This window comes from Candidatus Electronema sp. JC (assembly GCF_048287365.2).
GTDB lineage: Bacteria > Desulfobacterota > Desulfobulbia > Desulfobulbales > Desulfobulbaceae > Electronema.
The window spans coordinates 1-23,070 of record NZ_JBLWEM020000072.1; the positions used below are offsets into that span (position 1 = coordinate 1).

Annotated in this window: 22 protein-coding genes; 19 read left to right on the forward strand and 3 right to left on the reverse strand. The window is 59.6% G+C overall.

Translation table 11 applies throughout. The features are described from left to right. The 7 genes from ACNKH3_RS12755 to ACNKH3_RS12785 all read left to right on the forward strand — a co-directional run. Positions 1 to 874, forward strand: an 874-nt coding sequence (locus ACNKH3_RS12755; RefSeq protein WP_420209501.1) for a DUF1566 domain-containing protein, incomplete at its 5' end; no start/stop codon positions are given. 75 nt (positions 875 to 949) lie between these two features. Next, on the forward strand, positions 950 to 1,513 hold the full coding sequence (locus ACNKH3_RS12760; protein ID WP_417916771.1) for a DUF1566 domain-containing protein: 564 nt from the start codon (positions 950 to 952) through the stop codon (positions 1,511 to 1,513). Between the two features lie 110 nt (positions 1,514 to 1,623). Further along, positions 1,624 to 2,115, forward strand: coding sequence for an FmdB family zinc ribbon protein (locus tag ACNKH3_RS12765; RefSeq protein WP_417916770.1), 492 nt, complete (start codon positions 1,624 to 1,626; stop codon positions 2,113 to 2,115). Positions 2,116 to 2,139: 24 nt separating this feature from the next. Next, positions 2,140 to 3,276: an SPFH domain-containing protein gene (locus ACNKH3_RS12770; RefSeq protein ID WP_417916769.1), complete on the forward strand. Its 1,137-nt coding sequence runs from the start codon at positions 2,140 to 2,142 to the stop codon at positions 3,274 to 3,276. Position 3,277: 1 nt separating this feature from the next. Then, positions 3,278 to 4,525, forward strand: coding sequence for a hypothetical protein (locus ACNKH3_RS12775; protein WP_417916768.1), 1,248 nt, complete (start codon positions 3,278 to 3,280; stop codon positions 4,523 to 4,525). Then, the gene (locus ACNKH3_RS12780; protein ID WP_417916767.1) at positions 4,522 to 5,055 is read left to right on the forward strand and encodes a nucleoside deaminase; all 534 of its coding nucleotides are present in this window, start codon (positions 4,522 to 4,524) and stop codon (positions 5,053 to 5,055) included. The genes ACNKH3_RS12775 and ACNKH3_RS12780 overlap by 4 nt, the downstream gene beginning before the upstream one ends. Next, positions 5,018 to 6,037 (forward strand): radical SAM protein, encoded by a 1,020-nt coding sequence (locus ACNKH3_RS12785; protein WP_417916766.1) that lies wholly within the window; start codon positions 5,018 to 5,020, stop codon positions 6,035 to 6,037. Before ACNKH3_RS12780 ends, ACNKH3_RS12785 begins: the two co-directional genes overlap by 38 nt. Positions 6,038 to 6,076: 39 nt before the next feature. Here the strand turns inward: ACNKH3_RS12785 and ACNKH3_RS12790 are convergent, their stop codons facing one another. The 3 genes from ACNKH3_RS12790 to lon all read right to left on the reverse strand — a co-directional run bounded on the left by ACNKH3_RS12790 (position 6,077) and on the right by lon (position 10,486). Further along, positions 6,077 to 6,781 (reverse strand): hypothetical protein, encoded by a 705-nt coding sequence (locus ACNKH3_RS12790; protein WP_420209502.1) that lies wholly within the window; start codon positions 6,779 to 6,781, stop codon positions 6,077 to 6,079. A 110-nt stretch (positions 6,782 to 6,891) separates the two neighbouring features. Next, positions 6,892 to 7,401, reverse strand: a complete 510-nt coding sequence (locus tag ACNKH3_RS12795; protein ID WP_420209503.1) for a YqgE/AlgH family protein — start codon at positions 7,399 to 7,401, stop codon at positions 6,892 to 6,894. A gap of 709 nt (positions 7,402 to 8,110) precedes the next feature. After that, the gene (gene lon, locus ACNKH3_RS12800) at positions 8,111 to 10,486 is read right to left on the reverse strand and encodes an endopeptidase La (RefSeq protein ID WP_420209504.1); all 2,376 of its coding nucleotides are present in this window, start codon (positions 10,484 to 10,486) and stop codon (positions 8,111 to 8,113) included. 287 nt (positions 10,487 to 10,773) lie between these two features. On the opposite strand from lon, the gene ACNKH3_RS12805 reads away from it, so the two are divergent. The 12 genes from ACNKH3_RS12805 (at position 10,774) to ACNKH3_RS12860 (ending at position 23,066) form a co-directional block, all read left to right on the forward strand. Further along, on the forward strand, positions 10,774 to 12,078 hold the full coding sequence (locus tag ACNKH3_RS12805; protein ID WP_420209505.1) for an adenylosuccinate synthase: 1,305 nt from the start codon (positions 10,774 to 10,776) through the stop codon (positions 12,076 to 12,078). An 82-nt stretch (positions 12,079 to 12,160) separates the two neighbouring features. After that, on the forward strand, positions 12,161 to 12,427 hold the full coding sequence (gene rpoZ / locus ACNKH3_RS12810) for a DNA-directed RNA polymerase subunit omega (RefSeq protein ID WP_417916973.1): 267 nt from the start codon (positions 12,161 to 12,163) through the stop codon (positions 12,425 to 12,427). 6 nt (positions 12,428 to 12,433) lie between these two features. Further along, positions 12,434 to 13,561: a molecular chaperone DnaJ gene (gene dnaJ, locus ACNKH3_RS12815; protein WP_417916974.1), complete on the forward strand. Its 1,128-nt coding sequence runs from the start codon at positions 12,434 to 12,436 to the stop codon at positions 13,559 to 13,561. Positions 13,562 to 13,602: 41 nt separating this feature from the next. After that, positions 13,603 to 14,043 carry a cyclic pyranopterin monophosphate synthase MoaC gene (moaC, locus tag ACNKH3_RS12820; protein ID WP_417916975.1) on the forward strand — a complete coding sequence of 147 codons (441 nt, stop codon included), beginning with the start codon at positions 13,603 to 13,605 and terminating at the stop codon, positions 14,041 to 14,043. Positions 14,044 to 14,074: 31 nt separating this feature from the next. After that, positions 14,075 to 14,437, forward strand: a complete 363-nt coding sequence (dksA, locus tag ACNKH3_RS12825; protein WP_420209506.1) for an RNA polymerase-binding protein DksA — start codon at positions 14,075 to 14,077, stop codon at positions 14,435 to 14,437. 3 nt (positions 14,438 to 14,440) lie between these two features. Continuing rightward, positions 14,441 to 15,442: a galactose-1-phosphate uridylyltransferase gene (gene galT / locus ACNKH3_RS12830; RefSeq protein ID WP_420209507.1), complete on the forward strand. Its 1,002-nt coding sequence runs from the start codon at positions 14,441 to 14,443 to the stop codon at positions 15,440 to 15,442. A gap of 36 nt (positions 15,443 to 15,478) precedes the next feature. After that, complete coding sequence (locus ACNKH3_RS12835) at positions 15,479 to 15,838, forward strand: response regulator (RefSeq protein ID WP_420209508.1); 360 nt, start codon at positions 15,479 to 15,481, stop codon at positions 15,836 to 15,838. A gap of 36 nt (positions 15,839 to 15,874) precedes the next feature. Then, a complete protein-coding gene (gene sppA / locus ACNKH3_RS12840) occupies positions 15,875 to 17,698 on the forward strand; it encodes a signal peptide peptidase SppA (RefSeq protein ID WP_420209509.1) in 1,824 nt (607 codons plus the stop codon). Between the two features lie 81 nt (positions 17,699 to 17,779). Next, positions 17,780 to 19,534 (forward strand): YcaO-like family protein, encoded by a 1,755-nt coding sequence (locus ACNKH3_RS12845; RefSeq protein ID WP_420209510.1) that lies wholly within the window; start codon positions 17,780 to 17,782, stop codon positions 19,532 to 19,534. A gap of 66 nt (positions 19,535 to 19,600) precedes the next feature. Beyond that, complete coding sequence (locus tag ACNKH3_RS12850) at positions 19,601 to 20,818, forward strand: glycosyltransferase family 4 protein (protein WP_420209511.1); 1,218 nt, start codon at positions 19,601 to 19,603, stop codon at positions 20,816 to 20,818. Continuing rightward, the gene (locus tag ACNKH3_RS12855; protein ID WP_420209512.1) at positions 20,794 to 21,954 is read left to right on the forward strand and encodes a glycosyltransferase family 4 protein; all 1,161 of its coding nucleotides are present in this window, start codon (positions 20,794 to 20,796) and stop codon (positions 21,952 to 21,954) included. The genes ACNKH3_RS12850 and ACNKH3_RS12855 overlap by 25 nt, the downstream gene beginning before the upstream one ends. After that, positions 21,951 to 23,066 (forward strand): glycosyltransferase family protein, encoded by a 1,116-nt coding sequence (locus tag ACNKH3_RS12860; RefSeq protein ID WP_420209513.1) that lies wholly within the window; start codon positions 21,951 to 21,953, stop codon positions 23,064 to 23,066. The genes ACNKH3_RS12855 and ACNKH3_RS12860 overlap by 4 nt, the downstream gene beginning before the upstream one ends. Positions 23,067 to 23,070 lie beyond the last annotated feature (4 nt).

Consider the following 23,070-nt stretch of genomic DNA (forward strand, 5'->3'; position numbering starts at 1 on the left):
CGCAAGCTGCGCGGGCAGCTCTTACGGGTCGTACTGCTGTGACGGCAAATGCCAGACGGCTGAATGTCCGCTGCCTAACACCTGCACGGACGACGCAAGCTGCGCGGGCAGCTCTTACGGGTCGTACTGCTGTGACGGCAAGTGCCAGACGGCTGAATGTCCGCTGCCCAACACCTGTACGGACGACGCAGGCTGCACAAACAGCACTTACGGCCAATACTGCTGCGGCGGTGCCTGCCAGCAAGCTGAATGCAACGCCGTCGCAATTACAGGTTTGAATGACACCGGCATCGCGACAAAAGTTGACAGCTCCTCCACTCAGGAAGATGCTAGTTTCGGCAGAGATTTTACCCACAACAACAACACTGACGGCCATGCCGGATTCAGTTTCACCAAATTGAGTGCTACAGGGGGAGAACTTGCCGCCAATGCGCCGTCTTGGTCTTGCGTGAAAGACAACGCTACAGGACTGATTTGGGAAACCAATGCAAATCCGACAAAATTGTCGTGGTACAACAGCGACAGCAAAACGAACGGAGGCAGCGTAGGTGACATTAATAACGGCAATAACACGCAGAATTATGCGGCGAATGCCAACATAGACAGCCTCTGCGGTTACAATTCAGGCTGGCGTGTGCCGACGATTAAGGAACTGGTCGGTCTTGTTAACAGCAGCAAGACAGCAATGGCTGCAAATCAGGATTATTTTCCAGGCATCAACGCCGATCATAGATTTTTTTGGAGCGCAACCCCTTCAGCGGAAAGTTCCTCTAATGCTTGGGGTGTTACCTTCGATCAGGGGTATGCAGACAGACTGTATGCCAAGACGAACAGGACTTCGCAAAGCATCATGCTGGTCCGTACAGCGGAATGAACTTCAGTTATGATGCGCTTGCTGAGCAATATTTCATTCTGAAGAATTCTCTTCTACTGCCACAGGAGATATGTCATGCAGAAACGTTTTTTGTTTTTCTCTATAGTGTTCTTTTTTGCCGCCATCCCTTCTTGGGCAGCGCAGACATGCAGAACTGCCAGCATTACCGCAACAACCAGCCATCTGGTTAGCAAGGCGAAGACTGATGGCACTGTTGCTGACAGCAAAACGAGGGTGATGTGGAAGCGGTGTCCAGAAGGGTTCAATTATATAAGCTCGAACAATACCTGTTCTAAAGCAGGAGCGATTGAATACAGCTGGACGAATGCGCTTGCTCTTCCTGTAAATGCCAACAGCAGTAAATTTTCTGGCTATGAAAACTGGCGACTCCCGAATGTCAAGGAACTGCAATCTATTGTTGAAGAGCAATGCTACGATCCTGCGGTCAACTTGACTGTTTTTCCTGATGTCACTGCAGCTGGCCTTAAAAATATATGGTCGAATTCTCCTTCAGCTGTCGGCACTGGTTCGTCGTGGTATATAGATTTTTACTATGGTGACATGCTGATTGCCTCCAGGTCAGCAGACATGCGTGGTGTCCGCCTTGTCCGCGACTGCACCGGCACGGAGTGCGACTGAGCTGCATTCCCCCCCATCCCGCTGTTGAGAAAATCAGAAAGATCAGGTATCCTTCGGGAGCCTGATTTTTTTGTTTCCACTCAGACCATCGAGCAACGCAGAACACAACCATGCCTATCTACGAATTTCTCTGCCAAGACTGCAACACCATCTTCAATTTCTTCTCCAGCCGGATCAACACTGAAAAACGCCCTGACTGCCCGAAATGCGGCAGAAAGGAGCTTGCCCGGCAGGTCTCGGCTTTCGCTGTCATCGGCAAGGCCAAGGAGAGCGGCGAGGACGATCCCTTGGCCGGAATGGACGAGAGCAAGATGGAGGCTGCCTTTGAGGGACTGATGCGCGAGGCCGAGGGCATGAACGAGGACGATCCCCGCCAGATGGCTCAGCTGATGCGCAAATTTTCTGACAAAACCGGCATCCGTCTTGGCGGGCCGATGGAGGAGGCCATCTCCCGCATGGAGGCTGGTGAAGACCCGGACGCGATAGAAAAGGAGATGGGCGACCTGCTTGATGCCGACGATGCCTTCAGCTTTGAGGGGATGAAGAAAAAACTCCGCTCCTCGAAACAGCCTGCCCACGACGAAACGCTGTATCAGCTGTAGAGCCTCTTCTGCCCGGAGCCTGCGATGAACACCGAAAACTTGATTTTTCTCGAAAATCTGGAGTGGTTCGACGAGAGCGGCCAAGAGCTGCTGCGCCGTCTGCCGGAACGCGGCTCTGCGGAAATCAAGTTCGGCGCGCAGCTCACTGTGCGCGAAAGCCAGGCGGCGGTGCTCTATTACAAAGGCCGGGCAGGCGATGCCTTCGGGCCGGGCCGCCACACCCTGCGCACCGGCAACATCCCGATCGTCACCAAGCTGCTTTCCGCGCCGTGGGCCTTCAGCAGCCCGCTGCGGGCCGAGGTCTATTTCGTCAACCTCAAGGTCTTCCCCGACCTGAAATGGGGCACCCGCGATCCGGTCGCCTTCCGCGATTCAGAGCTGGGCTTTGTCCGCCTGCGGGCGCACGGCATGTTCAACATCCGCGTCATCCAGCCGGTGCTGTTCATCAACACCTTGGCCGGGACGATGGGCAAATACAACACTGGCCAGATTGAGGAATATCTGGGCCGAGTGATTGTCTCGCGGCTCAACGACTACCTCGGCGAAACGCTGGACACGCTCTTCAGCCTGCCCGCGCAGTTTGATGAAATGGCCGAGGCCATGAAGCAGCGTTTGGTTAAAGATTTCGTCCGCTTCGGCTTGGCCTTGGACGATCTGCACATCAACTCCATCACTCCGCCGGAGGAGGTGCAGGCCGCGATTGACGACCGCAGCCGTCTCGGTGCCATCAAGGACATGGACGGCTTTGTCCGCATGAAGGCGGCGATGGCCATGGAAAAGGCCGCTGTCGCCAACAACGAGGCCGGAGCCGCGCTCGGCATGGGCATGGGACTGATGATGCCCGGACTTTTCGCGGCGGTGGCAGGCCCGGCCTCGACAAGCTCGGCTTCGACAGGCTCAGCCGCCAGCACGACACAGTGTTCGGACTGCGGCAACCGCATTCCCGCTGATGCCCGGTTCTGTCCGCTCTGCGGTCATCAGCAGGTCGTTCTCATGCAGTGCGCCAACTGCGGCAAAAATCTCACGCCGGGAGCCAAGTTCTGCCCGCGCTGCGGCCACCCGGCAGATGAAAAACCGAAGGGCGCGGTCTGCACGGCCTGCAATCAGGAGAATCTGCCCGGCGCGAAATTCTGCGGCGGCTGCGGCCTGCGGCTCCGCTGAAATGGAGATCCGGGTCGAGCAGCCCTGTCCCCAGTGCGGCGGCGCAGTCACTTTGTCGGCGGCGGACCGTCTGCTGGCCTGCCCGTATTGCCGGGTGAAAAATTTCCTCCTCACCGGCGGCGGGCCGTTCCGCTACGTCCTCCCCAACCGGGCCAAAGATCAGGCCCGGCTGATCTACGCTCCCTATCTCCGCTTCAAGGGCAATATTTTTTCTGTCGCTGAAACAGGGGTTTCGCACCGGATTATCGACACCACCCAAGAGGGCTGCGGCCTGCCCAGTCTGCCAGCCTCGCTTGGCCTGCGCCCGCAGGCGATGAGCCTGTCCCGTGTCAGCAGCGAAACCAAAGGCCGCTTTCTGCCCTTGGCGATTGAGCCACGGAAGATTTTTGAAAAAGCGACCAAGCTGCACAATTTGATTGAGGGTAGCAACGGCGGCGAAGTTTATCATCACGCCTTCATCGGCGAGACGGTCAGCTTCATCTATCTCCCGTTGCTGGCGCGTGAGGACGGCCTTTTTGACGCGGTGCTCGGCCAGCCGCTGATGACCTCCAGCGGTGCGATGGGCGGCCAGCCCTTTCAGCCGCACTGGCAGATGAAATTCCTTGCCGCGCTCTGCCCGCGCTGCGGCGGCAATCTCGACGGCGAGGGCGACTGCGTGGTGGCCACCTGCGCCAATTGCGATTCCGCTTGGCAGATCGGCGGCGAGGGTCTGGAGCGCATCGCCTGCAAAATCCTCCCGGTCAGCAAGGATCAAACCGAACCGGCCATGCATCTGCCTTTCTGGAAAATTCAGGTCAAGCTGCCCAGCTTGCAGATCAGCACCTTCGCCGACTTTGTCGAGCGCACCAACCAGCCGCTGGCTGTCCGTCCGGAATGGCGCAGGATGGCGATGCAGTTCTGGATTCCTGCCTTCAAGTTGCGCCCGGAGATTTTCCTCCGCACCAGCAAGCAGATCACAGTCAGCCAGCGGCAGTTCGGGCCGGAGCGCGACATACGCATGAAAACCGTTGCCCGTCCGCATCCTGTGACGCTGCCTTTGAGCGAGGCTAGGCAGTCGATCAAGGTCATGCTGGCTTTCGCCGCTGCCAACGGGCGGGCGGTGTATTCCAAGCTGCCCGGCGCGGAGCCGGAGGTGCAGGCTGCTTCCTTGATTTTTCTGCCTTTCATCGACCGCCAGCACGACTGGGTGCAGTCGCATTCCGGCGTGTCGGTCAACAAGAGCATACTCCAGTTCGGCAGAAATTTATGACGGCGGCGCAAGATCAGCAGCTGATGCGGGCGGCTTTGGCGGAAGCAGAACTGGCTTTGGCGGCAGGAGAATTCCCGGTCGGCTGCGTGCTGGCGCAGCAGGATGGCCGCATTCTCGCGCAAGGTCGCCGCACAAACAGCGGCAGCGCGTCGCGCAACGAGCTGGATCATGCCGAGATCGTCACTCTGCGCGGCCTGCTGGCGGCGCAGCCGGGTTTGGATTGCAGCTGCGTCACCTGCTATTCCACGCTGGAACCCTGCCTGATGTGCTACAGCACCATGCTGCTGTCCGGCATCCGCCGTTTTGTCTGGGCCTACGAAGACGCGATGGGCGGCGGGACTTCCGTGCCGCTGGCGCAGCTTGCCCCGCTGTACCGGGAAATGCAGATTGAATTGCTGCCCGGCTTGCTGCGGCGTGAGAGCATCGCCCTTTTCGCCCAGTTTTTCCAAGAACATTCCTACTGGCAGGACAGCCTGCTTTCCACATTCACCCTTGCAGAACACCAGCGACTTCAAAGCGAGAACGGTTGATTTCAAGCCCGGCGAGCGCAACGTCTTCCTGCACCTGCTCACCCAGTGCAACCTTGCCTGCCGCCATTGCTACATCAATCCGGCCCAGCACGGCACGAACATCCTGCCGAAAGAGACCGCGCTCGCTTGGCTGCGGCTCTTTGCCCGGCCTGAGCGCGAGAGCAACCTGATCCTGCTTGGCGGCGAGCCTACCCTGCATCCTGATTTGGCGGAAATCATCCGAGCGGCCAAGGCCCTGCGCTACGCCGTGACCGTGGATTCCAACGGCTTTCTCTTTCATAATTTCTTAGAACGGCTGCGGCCTGACGAGCTGGATTTCCTCAGCTTTAGCTTGGACGGCCCGGACGCGGCGGTGAACGATCCCATCCGAGGCGAAGGTGTGTTTCAGGTCTGCACGGAAAACCTACGCAAGGCCGTTGCGCTCGGTTTCCGCACCAGTCTGATCTGCACCGTCTCCGCCTTGAATATTGACCACCTGCACCGGATGCCCGCTCTGCTGGCGGACTTAGGCGTGCGCCGCTTCTTTATCCAAGTCATTGGCCTGCGCGGCAAATCAGCGGCGGCGGATTCCTTGCAAGTCGAACCGGGCCGCTGGCTGGCAACCGTGCCGGAAACCGCCCGCCAAGCCGCCCGCCTTGGCATTCACGTCACCTATCCCAAGGTATTTTTAGAGCCGGAGGAAGCCTTCTCCTGCGCCGGGCTGACGGCGGACAATTATTTCATCTTTCCCAATGGCCGGGTCTACCGCTGCCCGCTTTGCGAGGATCATCCAATCCACAGTCTTTGCATTGAAAACGGCCAGCTCCTGCACCGGAACGGTCTGAACGAAGACCGCTTTTTCAAGCTGCGCATCCCGGAAGGCTGCGTGATGAGCAGGCTGCTGCACTCGGAAAATATTGATGATTCCACAGACGGCGGCCAGCCTCGCCGCATTTCCTGCTGCATGTTGAAGCAGGAAATGCTTCCTCTGGCTGCGCGATGAGCTTTTTCAAGCCAGAAAAAACAGTCTTTTTAGGTGGGATCAATGCCAAAAATCCTCATCGTCCCAAAAACGATTTTCGGACTGCGGCTGACAGGCAATGACATTTTTTCGGCACAGAGTCTCCCGCCATTCATATTTCAGAAAATGGCGGGCCAACGGCTTGGACTCCGGCCAAAATTCCGTCCGCACCGTTGGGGAATAATTTTTTTCGCCAAAGCCAGTGCCGGGACGGCTGTACGACCGGCGGCGGGGCGCGTCGTCATAGAAAGGTGCGGACAGCCTGCGCTCGGCGTAGGCGGCCACAGCGATCACCCCCATCGCGCTGTAGTCATCCCATGCCCCAGCATAGGAATCGCCCGCGCTGGTGAAATAGAAGCGGCTGACATAATCCCTGCTTGTGCGCCAGCCGTCATAGACTGCCTCGCTGTAGGGATCAAGCACATACATCCGCTCCGAGCTGCTGAGATGGGAACGGTTGCCGGAGATGATGTTCCGCCCGTCCACAGCCACCACCAGCCCCAGACGGCGGCCTGTGTGATTGGTGATGCGGATGCCGTAGCGGGCGTTGAGCCGCGCCTCGACATAGGCGCGGCGGCTGCCGTCGCGCGAGCCGACTGGGTAGACAGGACAGGGCTGGCCGCTGTCGGTGATGATTTCAACGCTGAGGCTCCGCGCCGCTGCCGGACTGCCGGAGAGCGGCAGCAGGCAGCAGACGGCGGCAAGCAGGAACGTTTTCCAGAACATGATGCCCTCCTTCGGTTGAAAAGATTGTTCCAATGGCGGTACTTGGAAGGGAACAAAAAAGGCGGCCCTGACAGGAACCGCCCTCCGCTGCCGCTCTGCCGCCGCCTTGCTCAGGCATTGCCGACCACCCCGCTGAACATCGAGATGTCGATGCCGAAACGGCGGGCCGCTTTTTTCCATTTCTGCTCGTCCGGGGTATGGAACAGCACGCCGATGTCGCCGGGCACAGTCAGCCATGAGTTGTCCAACAGCTCCGCCTCCAGCTGGCCCGGCCCCCAACCCGCGTAGCCGAGCAGAAAAAGATAGTCCTTTGGCCCTTTGCCCTTGGAGATGTCCTCCAGCAGCCGCGACTCGCGCGACAGGGCTATTTCAGGGGTGACGGCAAGCCCGCTGCCGTGCTGCTGCTCCGCCCGGTAAAGAATAAAACCAGACTCGGTCTCCACTGGCCCGCCAGTATAAACTGGCGGCAAAGGCCCTTCCGGCAGCGGAATGTTGGTGCTGAGGAGAATTTCCATCATGGTGATTTCCTGATTGGGATTGTTGATGGCCACACCCATCGAGCCGTCACGGCTGTGCGCGCAGATATAAATCACTTGCTCGCGGAAACGAGGGTCAGACATCTGCGGTGTTGCGACAAGGAAATGTCCAGTCAGATTTTCCATTATGTTCTGCCTCCTTATAGCTTTATTGTAACATTGCTTCTCAGTGCCAGTCAAGGAGGAACTTGCAGTCTGCCGGGAGAGAAAACCGCTTTGCGCAAAACGTTGGACACTGATGCGGCTCAGGAGCAAGGCCCAGCGCACAGTGATGTATTAACCCAAGTTGTAACCTATAGCACAATTTTTTCAATGCCATAAGCCAAGATACAAAAAAATCTTCAATTCAAAACCACGCGAGGTGACAGCATGAATATATGCTGGAAATCTTTGAGTGATGACGCTGAAGGCCGATTCGATGCGCTTTCGGATGAGGCTGACTCAACCTTCTGTAAATGATTAATATTTTCTTTTTAAATTTTTCTCTGACAGGAATATGATTTGTCGCCATAAGCGACATTTTCAGATGAAAAAGAAAAGTTGTGTCTGAATATGGCTATAGAGACATAAATACTTCCATAGGAATTCCTGATTCTGTCATGAGCGCATGAACTTTCAGTCCGTAAAAATATTCCTTCCGGCTTGAAACACGTCCCCGGAAGCATAGCACCGCATGCGGATGTTCCGGCAGACAGGGACAGAAAAAGTCAGCACATGCCGGATGCAAGCATGTGGCGATGTAGGGGCGAAAAATTTTTCGCCCCTACATCAAGTTGCGGCTTATGCAGAAAAGCTACTGCCCTGCCTGCTTGTCGAGAACAAACTCCAGAGCTTCTTCGATGGTGTGCGGGTAGCGGAAGACCGCTTCGGCGCGCACCTTCTCAGGCATCTCCAGCACATCCTGCTCGTTCTGCGGCGGCAGAATCAATTCTTTGATCCCGGCCCGCAAGGCGGCCAGCACCTTTTCATTGATACCACCGACCGGCAGCACATCGCCACGCAGGGTGATCTCGCCGGTCATGGCCACGTCGCGGCGCAGCGGTTTGCCGCTGATCACCGAGTAGAGCGCGCTGACCATGGCCACGCCAGCGGAAGGGCCGTCCTTGGGAGTCGCGCCTTCCGGGACATGGACATGCAGATCAATCTGCGAGAACACATCCTCGTCAATGCCCAGCTCGGTCGCATGGGAGCGGAGATAGGTCAGTGCGGCGGCTGCGGATTCCTTCATCACGTCGCCGAGCTTGCCGGTCAGACTGAGGCCGCCTTTGCCCTTCATCTTCGAGGTCTCAATGAAGAGTATCTTGCCGCCAACCGGAGTCCACGCCAAGCCGGTGGCTAATCCCGCGCCCCAGTTACGAGCTTTGACCTCCGGGAAATAGTGAATCACACCGAGATAGTCGTGCAGACTCTCCGGCGTGACCACGATCTTTGCTTTGTTGCCCCGGACAATATTGGCAGCCACGCCTCTGCACACTGAGGCCAGCTCGCGCTCCAAGTTGCGCACGCCCGCCTCACGGGTATAGGAGCGGATCAGTTCCAGCAATGCCGCGTCGCCCATCTCCAGATTGTCCGGGGTAAGCGCGTGTTCCTGAAGTTGCTTGGGCAGCAAATAGCGGCGGGCAATATCCACCTTCTCGTTCTCGGTGTAACTGGACAGCTCCACCACCTCCATGCGGTCACGCAGCGGGCCGGGGATGGTGTCGAGCATGTTGGCCGTAGCGATAAAGAGGATCTTGGACAAGTCAAACTCCATGTCCAGATAATGATCGCGGAAGGTGGCGTTCTGCTCAGGATCCAGCACTTCGAGCAGGGCGGAGGAAGGATCGCCCCGGAAGTCGCTGCCTAATTTGTCTATTTCGTCAAGCAGCACCACTGGGTTCTTGGAGTCCGCCCGTTTCAGGCTCTGGATAATCCGGCCCGGCAATGCGCCAATGTAGGTGCGCCGATGGCCGCGAATCTCGGCTTCGTCACGCAGACCGCCCAATGCCATGCGTATGAACTTGCGGCCCATAGTTTTGGCAATAGACTGACCAAGCGATGTTTTACCCACGCCCGGAGGACCGGCAAGGCAAAGAATCGGCCCTTGAATGTCGTTCTTCAGCTTGCGCACAGCAAGGAATTCAAGGATGCGCTTCTTCACCTGGCCAAGGCCGTAATGCTCGTTGTCCAAGTCATGTTCGGCTTTGTCCAGATCAAGCGTGTCTTCGGTGGTCTTGTTCCATGGCAGATCGAGGATCCAGTCCACATAGTTGCGGGCCACCGAATGTTCAGGGGAAGACGGAGAAATCCTTTCCAGACGGGCCAACTCTTTATTCACCGCCTTCTGGGCTTCCTCACTCAGGCCGGCGGCTTCGGCCTTCTTGCGCAGTTCAGTCAGTTCAGCCTTGCCGTCAGACTCCTCGCCAAGCTCCTTGCGGATGGCCTCCATCTGCTGGCGGAGGAAGAACTCCCTCTGCTTGCCGTCGATCTCCTTCTTGATATCCTCCTGGAGCTTGTTGCTCATTGCCACCGTCTCCAGCCGCTTGTTCAGCTCGCGGGCGACACGGTGCAGCATGAGGTTGACTTCAACAATCTCTAAGATCTCCTGTTCTTCCTCGACCTTCAGATTCAGCTGCGAGGCGACAAGGTAGCCAATGTGGTAGGGATCGGTGATCGCGCCGAGCGTGGCGATGATCTCCTCCGGCATCTCCATCAGCTTGGCCAGCTTCTTGAACTGGTTGCGGAGATTGAGGAGCAGAGCTTGCAGCTCACTGCTTTCCTCATCGTAATACATCGGCAGGCGGGTGATCTGCCCTTTGATCCACGGCTCCTCTTGGATGTACTCAGCCACGGCCATCTTGTGCACACCGCTGACCAAGACATGGTAGTAGCCCTCGTCGAACTTGGTCACATTGTGAATGTAGCCGACCACGCCGACCCGGTGGAGGTCTTTGCTGGTGATCTCCTCAGTGACTGAAGCCTGTTTTTTGTGGCAGAGCACCAAGCCGATCATCCGGTCGCCGCTCATGGCATGATCAACCAACTGCATGGCTGAGGCACTGCCGACTTGAAGCGGAAAGCCCATGCCGGGAAAAAAGACAAAACCATGCAGCGGCATGATCGGCAGAATGTCGGGCACGGGCAGACTGGCAGGATCTTTCTGCCTGCCGGCTTGAGCTTGTTCTTCCATGCGTTCTCCGGGGAAAGTTGTAGTTGGTTGAATGCAGACAAATTGCGCCGCGCTCACTATACTGCGTCTGCGTGCCGGAACGCAAGGCGCAGACGGCGGAAAGGGCGATTTTTCAGCAGCCGTCCGCCGGAGGCCGCGCAAGTCCCTGCGCCTCGGAAAAAATCACGCAGCTGATTTGACTTTTTCCGCTCTCTCGGCTATATTGACCTCCCGTTCGCCGTCTGTATGCGTTGACCGCAAAAATACAGACCTTTTCTTGTACCGTCTTCTATGATGAGGAGCTGACAGTGGCCAGTGTCGTGGTGATTGGAACCCAGTGGGGGGATGAGGGCAAAGGCAAGATCGTTGATCTGCTGACAGGCCATGCTGACTGCATCGTCCGCTTTCAGGGCGGCAACAATGCCGGGCACACTCTTGTGGTGGCCGGGAAGAAATACGTCTTTCACATCATTCCCTCCGGCATCCTCTATGAGGACAAACGCTGCATGATCGGCAACGGGGTGATCATTGATCCAGGCGTGCTCTTGGAGGAAATGGAAGATTTGCGCGGTCACGGCCTGCCGGTCACGCCCGCCCGCCTGCTGATCAGCGAGAACGCGCATCTGATCATGCCCTATCACCGGATGCTCGATCAGGCGCGGGAGGCGGCGTTGTCCAGCGGCAAAAAAATCGGCACCACCGGACGCGGCATCGGCCCCTGCTACATGGACAAGGTGGGACGGGTCGGGATCAAGGCGGGCGACCTGCTTGATTTCAGCCAGTTCTTGGACAAGCTCCAAGCCAATGTCGATGAGAAGAATTTCTTCCTGACCAAGCAGTATAACGCTGCGCCTGCCTCCTTTGCTGAGATCAAGGCGCAGTTTGAAGCCCATGCCGAGCGGCTGACACCCTTCATCGGCAATGTCTCGGTGGAACTGGACGAGGCGAGAAAAGCTGGCAAGAACATCCTCTTTGAGGGCGCGCAGGGCACGCAGTTGGATATTGACCACGGCACCTATCCCTTTGTCACCTCCTCGAACACTGTGGCAGGCAACGCCTGCATCGGCTCCGGCTTCGGCCCGGCGCATATTGACGAGGTGATCGGCATCCTCAAGGCTTACACCACGCGGGTGGGTTCTGGCCCGTTCCCCTCGGAGCTGCCGGAAGGCGACGCGATTGGCGATGAGCTTCAGCGCAAGGGCGGGGAGTTCGGCGCGACCACAGGCCGCCGCCGCCGCTGCGGCTGGTTAGACATGGTGGTGGCCAATGACGCAGTGCGCCTGAACGGTCTCACCGGTCTGGCAATCACCAAATTAGATGTCCTCTCCGGCCAGCCCACGCTGAAAATCGGCCTGAGCTACACCGTTGAGGGGCGGCGTTTCGACCAAATGCCCAGCAACATCCGCCAGGCGGCCTTGGCTAAACCTGTGTACGAGGAAGTTGCAGGCTGGAGCGAGGAAATCAGCAAGGTGCGTGATTTCAGCGAACTGCCGCAGCAGGCCAAGGATTATGTCCGCCGGATTGAAGACCTTTCCGGGGTGCCGCCGGTCATTGTCTCGGTCGGCCCGGACCGCGAGGAGACCCTGCTCCTGCGCAACCCTTTTGCAAAATAGTTTTTTCGATTTCACATTCGCTGCAAAACCAGATATTATATTTCAGGGTTCCTGCTCGGCACCCTGTTTGAGGAGAGCGCATATGGCCCGTATCACAGTGGAAGACTGCCTTGACCAAGTCGGCGACGACAATCGCTTCGCCCTTGTCCATCTGGCGGTGGAGCGCATCCGCCAGCACCGCAACGGCGAGCCGTTTTTAGTCGGCGGCAAGAATAAGGAAGTGGTCATGACCCTGCGCGAAATCGCGTCAGGCCGAGTCACCTTCGCCAACATTGGCGAGCTGCCCGCCCAGCGCCGGGCGCGGGATCAGTCGGTGACGGACATGGCGGACGAGGACGAGCAGGCATAGGCGGCTATGAGCAGAGATTATTATGAAATTCTCGGGGTGCCGCGCGGCGCGGACGGGGATGTCATAAAGAAGGCGTACCGGAAGCTGGCCATGCAGTATCACCCGGACCGCAATCCGGGCGACAAAGAGGCCGAGTCCCGCTTCAAGGAGGCTGCCGAGGCCTACGAGGTTCTCAGCGACGCGAAAAAGCGGCAGGTTTATGATGCCTACGGCCACGACGGCCTGAAGAGCAGCGGCTATTCAGGCCCCGGCGACATGGGGGATATTTTCTCCCATATCAACGAGATGTTTGGCGGCATGTTCGGCGGTTTCGGCGGGCGGGCGCAGCAGCGCGACCCCAACGCGCCTGTTCACGGCAGCGACCTCCGCTACGATCTGGAAATCTCCTTCATGGACGCAGCCCACGGCGTGGAGAAGGAAGTTGAGATTGAGAAGCCGGAAACCTGCTGGACCTGCGAAGGCAGCGGCGCGCGGCCCGGCAGCAGGCCGCAGAGCTGCCCGACCTGCAAGGGCCGGGGCCAAGTGACCCGCTCGCAGGGCTTCTTTCAGGTCAGCTCAACCTGCCCGCACTGCCGGGGCGCAGGCCAGACCGTCTCCGATCCCTGCGGCGACTGTCACGGCGAAGGGCTGGTGCGGAAGAAAGAAAAGGTGCTGCTCAAGATTCCGGCGGGCGTGGACACCGGCTCGCGGATGCGGCTGAACGGCAAGGGCGAGGGAGGCCGCCGTGGCGGCCATTCCGGCGATCTATATGTGGTCATTCATGTTAAAGAACATGAATATTTCGTCCGGGACGATCAGACGGTCTATCTCCGCTATCCGGTCTCGATGGTCAAGGCCGCTTTGGGCTGCGAGGTGGATGTGCCGACCGTCAACGGTACGGCCAAGCTGAAGATCAAGCCCGGCACTCAGTCCGGCGAGCGGTTCACTCTGCGCGGCGAAGGCATCGTCGGCCTGCGCGGGCGGTCTGCTGGCGACATGATCGTCGAAATGCAGGTGCAGACTCCGAGCAATCTGACCGCCAAGCAGCGGGAGCTGCTGGAGGAGTTTGACGGGCATTGCAAAAACGGCGAGGAGGAAGGCTTTTTCGCCAAGATGTTCGGCTCCTTCATGGGCAAAGAAAAGGAGAACGGGTGAGCGCGGAGCTGACGCATTTTGATGCCGCAGGCCAGGCGCGGATGGTGGATGTGGGCGGCAAGGCCGAGACCGAGCGCGCAGCCGTGGCCGAGGGCCGAATTTCTCTCTGCCCGGAGGCCTATGCGATGGTCAAGGCCGGGACGATGAAAAAGGGCGATGTGCTCGGCGTGGCCCGGCTGGCGGGCATCATGGCCGCCAAGCAGACCTCGGCTCTGATCCCGCTCTGCCATCCGCTGGCGATCAGCGGAGCGGAGGTCGCATTTTCTTTTGATGATGAGGGGCATTCCGTCGTCATCGAGGCCAGCGTCCGCATCACCGGCAGAACCGGGGTGGAGATGGAGGCATTGACAGCGGTTTCCGTCGCCGCCCTGACCATTTACGACATGTGCAAGGCCGTGGACAAGGGAATGGAGATTTCCCAAATCCGCCTGATGAAAAAAAGCGGCGGCAGAAGCGGCGAGTTCAGCCGGGCCGCAGGATGAGCCAGACTGAAAAAAGGGAGAGAAGAGGGGCATGAACAGCGAGCAATTAGGGAAATTCAGAGCGATGCTGGAGGAGATGCGGCGCGACATCGTCTCTGACGTGGAGCAGACGATTTCGGAGATGACGGATCATCAGTTCAACACCCCGGACATCACCGACCGCGCCACGCTGGAGTCCGACCGCAGCTTCGAGCTGCGCCTGCGCAGCCGCGAGCAGCATCTGCTGGAAAAAATCAACGAGGCGATCGCCCGGATCGACAGCGGCACCTACGGCATCTGCGAGGACTGCGAGGAGGAGATCGGCCTCAAGCGGCTGGAGGCCAGGCCGGTGGCCACGCACTGCATTGACTGCAAGATCAAGCAGGAGCAGCGGGAAAAAAATATAGGACGATGAGTCATGCCTGAACTGCGGAAAGACCCGATTCTCGGACGCTGGATCATCATCGCCAGAGAGCGGAGCAAGCGGCCCAGCGATTTCGCGGTGGACTGCCACGAATCAAAGGGCGGTTTCTGTCCGCTCTGCCCGGACAACGAGCGCACCACGCCGCCGGAGGTCTTGGTGTATGGCCGGAGCCACAGCCAGCAGGCCAACACGCCCGGCTGGCAGCTGCGGGTGGTGCCGAACAAGTACCCGGCCTTGGTCATCGAGGGCGAGCTGGACAAGCAGGGCGAGGGGCTGTACGACCGGATGAACGGCATCGGCGCGCATGAGGTGGTGATTGAAAGCCCGGATCACGCTGCCCGTTTCAGTTTTTTGCCGCCGCAGCAGATGATGCTCACCTTCCGGGCCTTCAAGGAGCGCATCGCTGATCTGTCCAAGGACGAGCGCTTCTCCTACGTCATGGTTTTCAAGAACAATGGCCGCGCCGCCGGGGCCTCTCTGGAGCATTCTCATTCCCAGCTCGTCGCCCTGCCGGTCATGCCAAGAATGCTGGTCTCGGAATTGGACGGCAGCAGGCAGTATTACAGCTACAAAGAACGCTGCGTCTTCTGCGACATCATCCGTCAGGAGATGCAGCAGGAGGTGCGCGTAGTCTGCGAGAACAGCCGCTTCGTCACCCTGACCCCCTTTGCCCCGCGCACGCCTTTCGAGATGTGGGTGCTGCCGAAAAAGCACAATTCCTCCTACATCGAGCAGGACGAGGCTTCACTTGCCGATCTGGCTGGTATTTTTTCCGAGACCCTGCGGCGGTTAGATGCCTGCATTCCCGGCATTCCCTACAACTTTGTTCTGCACACCCAGCCGCTGCGCTCCAGACCGCTGGAGCATTATCACTGGCATTTCGAGATCGTGCCCAAGCTGACCAGCATCGCCGGTTTTGAATGGGGCACCGGTTTTTATATCAACCCGATGCCGCCGGAAGATGCCTGCCGCTATCTCCGCGAAGCCCAAATATAGCGTGACAAGGGCTGCGGAACAATCAAGGAGGCCGCTGTGGAAACGAAGAAAAAGATACTGATTGTTGATGACGAGGAAGTCATCCTGTTCCTGTACCGCGAGGAGCTGGAGGAAGAGGGTTTCGCTGTGGAGACGGCCCTGAATGGTGAGCAGGCCCTGCGCCAGTTCGAGGCCGCGCCGCCGGACTTGGTCATCCTTGACATCAACATGCCAGGCATGAACGGCATTGAGGTGCTGCGGCAGATGAAGGAGCGCAATGCCAGTCTGCCGGTGATTCTCAGCTCCGCCTATCCTGAATACAAGCAGGATTTCGGCGCATGGGCTTCGGACGAATACATCGTCAAGTCCGCCAACACTGCTGACCTTAAAACGGCGGTGCACAAATATCTCGACTGAGCTGCGGCGGGGGCAGCCCCGCCGCCGTTTATCCCCTTGGAACGACTCATCTCCCTTCTCCGCTGGGTTTGGCGGTTCACGGCCCTTGCCAGTATCTGCTTCACCGGCTGCGTTCTATTTGTCGTCATCGCTGTGATTTTCGGCGCGGTCTCGCTGCACCGGCAGGCCACGCCGACGGCGGTGCCCGACGGCGCGGCTTTGGTGCTGGCACCGCGCGGCAGCATTCTTGAGAAAAACCTGCCGGTTAATCCTGCTGAGGAACTGAGCGGCCTGTTCAGTAACGCCCCGCAGCGCAAGGAGCTGTTCCTGCAAGACATCATCAGCGGCCTGCGGGCGGCGGCCAAAGACAGCCGGATCAAGCTGCTGGTCATTCTGCCTGACCAGCTGGAGCAGGCAGGGCTGGATCAGCTCCGCGACATCGGCCAAGCCGTGGCCGAGTTCCGCGCCGCTGGCAAGCGGGTCATCGCCGCTGCCGACAACTACAGTCAGGGGCAGTACTACCTTGCCGCGTGGAGCGATGAAATTTACCTCCATCCGATGGGGGAAGTTAGCCTGACCGGCTTCGGCCTTTTCAGCCTCTATCTGCGCGAGCTGCTGGACAAACTGGAAATCAACGTTCATGTCTTCCGGGTCGGCGAGTTCAAATCCGCTGTGGAGCCGTTCCTGCGCAAGGACATGTCGCCGGAGGCCAAGGCGAACAGCAGCCGCTGGCTGGGCCGTCTCTGGGACAGCTTCAGCCGCGACATCGCCGAACAGCGGCGCATGACCCCGCAGGAATTTCAGGACGTGATCAGCAGGCTGGCCGAACGGCTGGAGGCCGCAGGCGGCGATGCCGCCCTGATGGCCCAGCAAAGCAGGCTGGTGGACGGCCTGAAAAACGAGGAGGAGCTGCGCAGCCATCTGCGCGGACTAGTCGGCGGCGGCACGGATGAGGACAGCGGTTTCAAACAAATTGATTTCAGTACCTACCTGAACGCGGTCAGCAGCAGCACGCCATCCGATAAAGACCGGGTGGCCATCCTCACCGCGCAGGGCGACATCGTCTATGGCGAGGGCGGCGAGAACCAGATCGGCTCCGCCGCGCTGGTGCGCCAGCTCCGCAAGCTGCGGCAGGATTCGCAGGTGAAGGCGGTGGTGCTGCGCATTGACAGCGGCGGCGGCAGTGCCTTCGCGTCAGAGTTGATCCGCCAGGAGCTGCTTCTGCTCCGCAAGACGGGCAAGCCGGTGGTGGTGTCGATGGGTTCCGCAGCCGCTTCAGGTGCCTACTGGATTGCCGCCGCCGCTGACCGGATTGTCGCCTCGCCTTATACAATCACCGGCTCGATTGGCATTTTCGGCCTTCTTCCCACCTTTGAGAAAACCTTGGCTAAGGCGGGTATTTATAGCGATGGCATCGGCACCACCGAGCTGGCCGGAGCCGGAAGTGTCGGGCGGCCTCTGCCGGAGCATTTCCGCCGGGCCATGCAGACGCAGGTTGAGCAGGGCTACCGCCGCTTCATCGACATTGTCGCCGAAGGGCGGAAAATGAACCGCGAGGATGTGGAGAAAATCGCTGGAGGCCAAGTCTGGGACGGCGCGGCGGCCTTTGAGCTGGGTCTGGCCGACCAGCTCGGCAGCCTCAATGACGCAGTGGCCGCCGCCGCCAAGCTGGCCGGTCTGCCTGCGGATCAGGCCGCGCCGGTTGAAGAGGACTTCAGTCCGGCGGAAATATTTTTGCGCAGTCTGCATTCCATCCGGCTGGCCGTCGCGCCAGACAGTTTGCTCTTTATTGACCGTTCTGTCCGGGAGCAGGAATTTCTTTTGCATGGCGACCCCAAACGTTTGTACAGCCACTGCCTGCTGCCAGAATTGTCGTTGTAAAGTACTCTAAGCTGCTTGCGTAAATATTTTCAGCTCCCGCGCCTGGCGCGCCATTTCTGTTTCTTCATCTCAAAAAAATTCATGCGCACCAACACCATCCGCCTCAGCAGCTGCCCGAAGCACTACACCTACGACCAAGACAAAGCCTGCACGCCCGTGCAGACCGTGGAACGCTTTCAGGAGCGGCTGAAGGCAGCCCAGCTCGACATCCTCAAAGAAGTGCGGCGGATTGACACCGGGCGCTTAGACATCCCGGTCTTCTTCAGCGTCTGCGGCAGAGACGCGGCCCGGATCATCGGCACCAAGAAGCAGATGGGCAAAGGCTCCACGCCGGAGCAGTCCAAGGCCAGCGCCTGCATGGAGCTGGCCGAGCGCTTCAGCTTCTTCGCCTTCCTCAAGAATGCGGACAACTTCCTTGTCGGCGACTACGCGGCCATGCGCGCTGCCGGGCATCCTGTCCTGCCGCTGACCGAGCTGCTGCGCTCGGTGCATGATGAGACCCGCAGCCCGGATCTGCTGGAGCGGCTCCTGGCCGGGCTGCCGCTGCGCTGGACTTGGGCGCGGAACCTCAGCCGCGACGAGGACGTGCTGGTGCCGTTCTCGTGGTTCTACGCCATCAACGAGTTCAACGGCCCCTGCGCGGGCAACACCATCGAGGAGGCCATGCTGCAAGGCATTAGCGAGATCATCGAGCGGCATGTCTGCGCGGTGATTGCGCGGGAGCAGCGGCCTGTCCCGGCGATTGACCTCAGCAGCGTGAGCGACCCAGTGGCCCGCGAGCTGCTTGAGAAGTTCAAGCGCAACGGCATACGGCTGCACTGCAACGACTTCTCGCTCGACACCGGCATCCCGACTGTCGGGGTGCTGGCCTGGGATCCGGCCACCTTCCCGGAGAAGAGCGAGCTGGTTTACACCGCAGGCACCACGCCGGGGCCGGACAAGGCCCTGATCCGCGCCCTGACCGAGGTGGCGCAGCTGGCTGGCGACTTCGAGTCCAGCTCCAACTACGTTGCTTCCGGGTTGCCCAAGCCGCTCACGCTGGACGAGGTGGACTACGTCGTCAATCCCGGCCAGACCGTCGCCCTCAGTGCTCTGCCTGACCTCAGCGCGGACGACATGCTCGATGAGCTGCGCGGCTGCCTTGAAGCCCTGCGCCAGCGGGGCATGGAGGCACTGGCGGTCAACACCATGCACCCGCAGCTGCAAATACCGGCGGCCTACACCATCATTCCCGGCGCGCACTTCCGCGAGCGGGCGGCCTCCGGCGACGCGGCACTCTTCGCGGCCAAGCTGGCAGCAGAACTGCTTGATCCAGCGGCCTTGGAAGACAAGCTGGCAACGATGAGCCAGGAGCTGCCGCAGGCGTATTACCTCGAATTCTACCGGGGGCGCAATCTCTACGACCAAGGCCTGGCCGAGGCCGCGCTGGCCTGCTTCACCAAGGTGCTGGCCCTTGAGCCACAGGACGAGGACAGGCCCTACCTCTACTCCTACTGCGGGGCCTGTCTGCGCGACCTATGCCGCTTTGAAGAAGCTGTGCCGCTGCTGGAGCAGGGGCTGGCCTGCGACGAGGAGCGGCCCGACATGCACAACATCCTCGGTGTCTGCCACTACAAGGCCAGCCGCTTCGAGCAGGCTGTGCATCACTTCCAGCGGGCGGTGCAGCTCAACCCGGTCTCGGCCATCGACTACGCCAACCTTGCCCTCAACTTGCAACGCTTGGGCCGCAAGGACGAGGCCGTGCGCAACTACCAGATTGCCCTGAGCCAGGACGGGGACATCGCCTTTGCAGCGGAGAATCTTGCCAAGCTGCTGGCCGAAGGGCAGGCGGACTAAATTTCAGACTGCGGATGTCACTGTCAGCGGGGCGCATATTTTGGCGGTGAAAAAGGCGGGCCGCTGATGAACATCTGCATGGTGGTCTGGAAGTTCCATCCCTGCCCGGAAGGCGGGGCAGAGCGGCAGTGCCGCAAGCTGGCCGCCGAGCTGACCCGGCAAGGCCATCGCTGCGAGGTGCTGACCAGCCGCCTGCATTCTGATCTGCCGCCGGAAGAGATCATGCCGGAAGGGTATTTGGTGCGGCGGCTCGGCACGTTCGCTTGGCTGGAGGAGTTCAGCAAAAACAGGCTGCTGGCATGGCGAAAGCGGCTGCCAAGGCCGCTGACCGAAGCGGCGGATTTCTGGCTGCCGCTGCCTTTTGTCCGGCTGGCCCGCTTTTCCTTCATGCGCGGGCTGCGGCAGTTTTTTCAGGAGAATTTCCAGCAGATTGATATCGTTCATGTCCATGAGGCGCACTGGATCGCCGGGGCGGTGATGTGGGCCTGCCAAGGGCTGGGACTGCCGGTGGTCTGCAAGGAGGCGACCTTTCCCGCCGCTGCAAAAATCAGTTATGACGCGCCGCTGCGGGCGAAGCTGGCCTGGCTGCGGCGGCAGGCGGAGTTCATCGCCCTGACTGAGCCGGTGGCTGCCTCATTGCGCGAAAGCGGCATTCCTGCCGGACAAATCAGTTTGATTCCCAACGGCGTGGACCTGCCCGCTGAACGCAGCCCGGTCGCCGGTTCCCGCGAGGTCGTCTATGTCGGCAACCTGACGCAAGGGGCGCGGTGGAAAGCCTTTGACATCCTCTTTGCCGCTTGGGCGCAGTTTCAAAAAGAGGATCAAGGGCGGACGCGGCTGACCGTGCTTGGTGCAGGCGATCCTGCGCCGTGGCAGCAGCAATTAGCCCAGCAGGGCTGCTTGGACAGCGTTCATTTCGCCGGGGCGGTCAAGGATGTTGGCGAATATCTGCGCAGAGCGCGGCTTTTTGTCCTGCCTTCGCGGGTCGAGGGGCTGTCGAACGCCCTGCTGGAGGCGATGAGCTGGGGTCTGCCTGTGCTGGTCTCTGATATTCCAGCGAATCTTTCGCTTGTCAGGCATCAGGTCAACGGCTGGGCAGTGCCGGTGAATGACAGCGCGGCCTTAGCCGAAGCGATGCTTGCCCTGCTTGAGGATGAGGAGCTTTCTCTGCGGCTGGGCCGGTCTGCGCGGCAGACCATTGAGGATCACTACACTATTGAACGCGTCGCCGGACAGCTTGTTGCTCTATATCAAAAAATATGGAAAAAAGGAACGGCGGTTTGAATATTCTGTTTTTTAATTGGGAGTATCCTCCAAACGGCTCCGGCATCGGTCGCTACAACGCAATAATAACTGCCGCCCTGCGCCGCAAAGGCAATTTTTGTGTGACAGTAACCAGCACAGCGCCTGACCTCCCGCTGGTGGAAGAGACGGACGGAGGAATTATTTATCGTCTTTGCGCCAAGGAAGACATGGGCGCTCCTGAGCAGGTCGGCAAATTGCTTGAAATTGCTGCAAGGCATAAAGCAGATATAATTGAAGGGGCTGACCATCTTGGTCATTGCGCTGCCCTGCTGCGAAACAACAATCGTCCACCGGTCTGCATCAAACTGCATTACAACGACGTGCTGCATGACCTCCGTTATGCCCAAGCAGCATATTTCTGGCAGCGGCCTTTGATCTGGCTGGCCTGCGTCCGGCAGCGGCAGCGGCTGGCTGCTGAGCGGTTCAGCATTGAAGCAGCTGATTTTGTCACCGCTCCTTCCAAGGCTATTGTAGCCAAGGCTCGGATGCAAGGCCTGAATCTTCCGGCTTCGACGGTCACGCTGCCTAATCCAGTTGAACTGCCCAAATTCTGGCATAATGCTGAGGCAGAAAAACCGATTCTGCTGATGGTGGGCCGGATCGATTTCGGCAAGGGAATTCAATATCTGCCCAATCTGCTGCGCGTGGTTCGGCAGCGGTTCCCCTCTGCTGTGCTGGAGATTGCCGGCGCGGACAGCTCGGCAAGAGGAATCCCTTCGCTGCTGCTTTGGTTGAGCAAAAGGATCGAGAGCGATGCGCTTCAATATTTGGGTGTGTTGCATCAAGAATCTTTGGATGCGGCCTATCGCCGGGCTTGGGTTGTGCTTTCGCCATCTAAGTGGGACACTTTTCCCAATTCTGTGTTAGAGGCTATGTCCCGCAGCAAGGCTGTTGCCGCCTCTCCCTGCGGCGGGGCGCAGGAAATGCTTGCAGGAACCGAAAACCCGGTGGCAAGGCCAGACCGCCTGGAGTTTGCTGAAGCGGTCTGCCGACTGCTGGCGGACTGCGGATTGCGCCGCCGGGCCGGCGCTCAAGGCAGAAGCAAGGCGGAAAGGGAGTATGCGCCGGACAAAGCAGCAGAAGCCTATGTCCGATTTTTTGAAAAAAATTTATGAAATCCGCAGTCCTCACTCCCTACTGCCCGCTGCCTGCCGACCATGGCGGCAAGGTGGAGATGTGGAAGCATCTCAACCTGCTGCGGACTATGGGCGAATGCTCCATCGTCTCCGCAGCCTCCCGGCCTGCGGGCATGGGCTGGACAGATACGGCAAGACAGCAGATTGAGGAGCGCGGCTTTTCCGTGCGGCTGCGCGAGGAGCTGCATCCTGCGCGCAGCTGGCGGCAGCTTGCTGGGCTGGCCTACGGCGCGGTCTGCAAAGGGCTGGGGCTGGAGCGGGCCTTCGGTCATGCCAATCCCTACCACCGCCATGCCTTTCCGCCCGATTTCCTGCTTGAATGCAGCCGCGATGCTGACTTAGTTGTGATCAACTACAGCTACTGGGCTTGGCTGCCGACCCGCTGCCCCAAAGTGGTTATTGTTCACGATTTGCTTTCGCAGGTCATGCGGGGCGGCTGCCGCCGGGAGACCGAAGAACTGGCCGCTGCTGATCTGGTGGTGGTCATTTCCAAGGACGAGGAAATCGAACTCCGCCGCCGGGGCTTGACCAAGGTGCTCTGGAATCCGCCGCTGGTCCAGCCTTCTCAATTCCCCTTGACCGAGCAAGTCGGCCTGATTGGTTCAGTCAACCGCTTCAATCAGGAAGGACTGCGCTGGCTCAGTCAAGCCGCGCCCCCTGCCCTGCCGGTCAGCATTTACGGCGGCCTGGCGCAATTCGCCAATTGGCCGGAGGCGCGCAAAACGGCGAGATACGCCGATTCCTGCCAGCCCTATCAGGACTGCGGCATCATCCTGCTGCCCACCGCATCCGGCACCGGCGTGCAGATCAAGGTGGTGGAGGCATTGGCTGCCGGACGGGCGATAGTCGCCCGCAAAGGAGCACTGCGCGGTCTCCCGCCGGGAGCAGGAGCATGGCTTGAAGTGGACAGCCCGCAGGCGATGTGGGCGCAGGCATCACGTCTCAGCCGTGACGCGGCGCTCCGCGAGGAGCAGGCAGCGCAGGCGCGGGCGTATTACCGGCAGCATTTAGATGCGGAAAAGCTGCTGGCGGAGCTGCGGGCGGCGTATGCCGCTCTGGCGCAGGGCATGATGCGTGATCATTCCAGCTGAAACA

Excerpts from the sequence above, each read along its gene's own strand:
- ACNKH3_RS12760 (WP_417916771.1), top strand. The coding sequence starts at position 950 with ATGCAGAAACGTTTTTTGTTTTTCTCTATAGTGTTCTTTTTTGCCGCC.
- ACNKH3_RS12765 (WP_417916770.1), top strand. The coding sequence starts at position 1,624 with ATGCCTATCTACGAATTTCTCTGCCAAGACTGCAACACCATCTTCAAT.
- ACNKH3_RS12770 (WP_417916769.1), top strand. The coding sequence starts at position 2,140 with ATGAACACCGAAAACTTGATTTTTCTCGAAAATCTGGAGTGGTTCGAC.
- ACNKH3_RS12775 (WP_417916768.1), top strand. The coding sequence starts at position 3,278 with ATGGAGATCCGGGTCGAGCAGCCCTGTCCCCAGTGCGGCGGCGCAGTC.
- ACNKH3_RS12780 (WP_417916767.1), top strand. The coding sequence starts at position 4,522 with ATGACGGCGGCGCAAGATCAGCAGCTGATGCGGGCGGCTTTGGCGGAA.
- ACNKH3_RS12790 (WP_420209502.1), bottom strand. The coding sequence starts at position 6,781 with ATGTTCTGGAAAACGTTCCTGCTTGCCGCCGTCTGCTGCCTGCTGCCG.
- ACNKH3_RS12795 (WP_420209503.1), bottom strand. The coding sequence starts at position 7,401 with ATGTCTGACCCTCGTTTCCGCGAGCAAGTGATTTATATCTGCGCGCAC.
- lon (WP_420209504.1), bottom strand. The coding sequence starts at position 10,486 with ATGGAAGAACAAGCTCAAGCCGGCAGGCAGAAAGATCCTGCCAGTCTG.
- rpoZ (WP_417916973.1), top strand. The coding sequence starts at position 12,161 with ATGGCCCGTATCACAGTGGAAGACTGCCTTGACCAAGTCGGCGACGAC.
- dnaJ (WP_417916974.1), top strand. The coding sequence starts at position 12,434 with ATGAGCAGAGATTATTATGAAATTCTCGGGGTGCCGCGCGGCGCGGAC.
- moaC (WP_417916975.1), top strand. The coding sequence starts at position 13,603 with ATGGTGGATGTGGGCGGCAAGGCCGAGACCGAGCGCGCAGCCGTGGCC.
- dksA (WP_420209506.1), top strand. The coding sequence starts at position 14,075 with ATGAACAGCGAGCAATTAGGGAAATTCAGAGCGATGCTGGAGGAGATG.
- galT (WP_420209507.1), top strand. The coding sequence starts at position 14,441 with ATGCCTGAACTGCGGAAAGACCCGATTCTCGGACGCTGGATCATCATC.
- ACNKH3_RS12845 (WP_420209510.1), top strand. The coding sequence starts at position 17,780 with ATGCGCACCAACACCATCCGCCTCAGCAGCTGCCCGAAGCACTACACC.
- ACNKH3_RS12850 (WP_420209511.1), top strand. The coding sequence starts at position 19,601 with ATGAACATCTGCATGGTGGTCTGGAAGTTCCATCCCTGCCCGGAAGGC.
- ACNKH3_RS12855 (WP_420209512.1), top strand. The coding sequence starts at position 20,794 with ATGGAAAAAAGGAACGGCGGTTTGAATATTCTGTTTTTTAATTGGGAG.
- ACNKH3_RS12860 (WP_420209513.1), top strand. The coding sequence starts at position 21,951 with ATGAAATCCGCAGTCCTCACTCCCTACTGCCCGCTGCCTGCCGACCAT.